Here is a 1,877-nt window from a genome sequence, read left to right on the forward strand (position 1 = left end):
GCAGATTCTCTTGCACGCCCCGCAGACGCTCGCCCACCTGCTGGCGGGCGAAATAGATGTCCGTCGCGTCCGAAAAGACCGCCGTGATCTGCGCGAAGCCGTTGCGGCTCAACGAGCGCGTATATTCCAGGCCGGGGGTGCCGGCGAGCGCGGTTTCGATTGGGAACGACACCTGCTTCTCGACCAGCTCGGGCGAGAGCGCGGGTGCGCGGACGTTGATCTGCACCTGGTTGTTGGTGATGTCCGGCACTGCGTCGATCGGCAGCCGGTAAAGCGAAAATGCGCCAATGACGGCGACGATGGCGGTGAGCAGCAGGACAAGCCAGCGCTTCTCGACCGCCCATGTGACGATGCGGGCGATCATGGCTTAATCCTCGTGGCTCGCTTCGCCCTTGCCGATCTCGGCCTTGAGCGTGAAGCTTCCGGTGGTGGCGATTTGTTCGTTGCCGGTGAGACCCGAGCGGACGATCACCGTGTCGCCCGACGCATCGCCGAGCTGCACCGGGGTCGCCTTGAAGCCCGTAGGTGTGCGAACGAACACGACCGACTTGCCCTCGAAGCTCTGCACCGCCGTCGTCGGCACGCGGATTGCGCCGCTACCGCCGCTGCCCGTGAGCTGGACGGCGGCCGTCACCGGCTCGCCGACCCGCCATTCGCCGCCCCGGTTGTCGAGGGTGGCGAGCGCGGGCACGAGCCGCGTTTGCGGATCGAGCGCCGGCGACACGAAAGTGACGCGCGCGGTCGCCTGACGGCCCGCCGCCTTGACCAGCACCGTGTTGCCGGGACGCACCCGACCCGCATCCTCAGCCTTCAGGTTGAGGGCGATCGACACCTGGCTCAGGTTCGCAATGCGATAGAGTTCCGCGTCCGCCGCGACCGTCTGTCCCAGCGTCACGGGGCGCGCAATGATCTGGCCCGAGATCGGCGCGGCGATGCCGAGCCGGTTGAGACCGCCGCCGCCGACACCGGCGGCCGACACCATGCTCTGCGCCTGAGTCAGGGCGATCCGCGCTTCCGTCGCCGCCGTGCGGGCAGCGATCAGATCCTGCTCAGGGGATACCTTCTGGGCGAAAAGCCGCTGCTCGCGCACGAGGTTCGAATTGGCGAGCTGAAGCCGTGCCCGTGCTGCCTCGACCTCGCCCTTGATCTGCGCCGCCTCGCGGCTCTCGATCACCGCGATGGTCTGGCCGCGCCCGACCGACTGGCCAAGGTTGCGCGTCAGCGCGACCACTCGTCCCGCGATCGCGGCCGAGACGACTTGCGTCCCTTGGGGGTCGCCCTCGATGATCGCGGGAAGCTCGATCGTTCCGGCTCCGCCGATGATCGGCCGTCCGACCTGGACGCCCGCCGCCGCGATCTGATCGGAACCCAATGTGACGACGCCTTCATAGGCGTGGCCGCCTTCGGCACCGCCCTTTTCCGCGCTAGCAGCCGCTTCGTTGCCGGCCGCCCCATTGGCGGCCGCCTCGTTCCCGGCGTCCTTGCCACCACAGGCAGCCAACAGCAGGGCGAGCGACGCCGCGCCCGCGAGATAAAAGCTCTTCATCACTGATTCCCCCCATTGGGCGCACGAGCGGTCAGTCGCTCCACTTGCGCGCGGGCATTCTGGTACTTGGCGAGCGCATCGATCGCGGCGACCCGCGTTTCGGCGAGCGTGCGTTCCGCATCGAGCAATTCGAGCTGGCCGAACTTGCCCTCGCGATAGCCGATCCGCGCGATGCGGGCGGCCTCCTGTGCAGCCGCCAGCGCTGGCCCCGACGCCGCACGAGCCGTCGTTGCGGCATTGGCCGCCTGCGCCTGCGCGTCCGTGATCGCCTGTTCGATGTCGAGCGCGGTCACGCGACGTTGTGCATCCGCCTGCGTCCGCTGCGCGGTCG

The 1,877-nt window shown here is 68.6% G+C and carries 3 protein-coding genes; all 3 read right to left on the reverse strand.

What is annotated here, in order from left to right; translation table 11 throughout:
- On the reverse strand, positions 1-364 hold a 364-nt coding region (locus CA234_RS23975), incomplete at its 3' end, for an efflux RND transporter permease subunit (protein WP_206431293.1).
- Positions 365-367: 3 nt separating this feature from the next.
- On the reverse strand, positions 368-1,546 hold the full coding sequence (locus CA234_RS23980; protein ID WP_126002930.1) for an efflux RND transporter periplasmic adaptor subunit: 1,179 nt from the start codon (positions 1,544-1,546) through the stop codon (positions 368-370).
- On the reverse strand, positions 1,546-1,877 hold a 332-nt coding region (locus CA234_RS23985), incomplete at its 5' end, for a TolC family protein (protein WP_164521933.1). The genes CA234_RS23985 and CA234_RS23980, both read right to left, overlap by 1 nt.

The sequence above is a fragment of the Sphingomonas sp. ABOLE genome (assembly GCF_003950455.1).
In the GTDB taxonomy this organism is placed as follows: domain Bacteria; phylum Pseudomonadota; class Alphaproteobacteria; order Sphingomonadales; family Sphingomonadaceae; genus Sphingomonas; species Sphingomonas trueperi.

What these genes read in the sequence shown, in the direction of transcription:
- CA234_RS23980 (WP_126002930.1), bottom strand. Translation starts at nt 1,546, where the DNA reads ATGAAGAGCTTTTATCTCGCGGGCGCGGCGTCGCTCGCCCTGCTGTTG.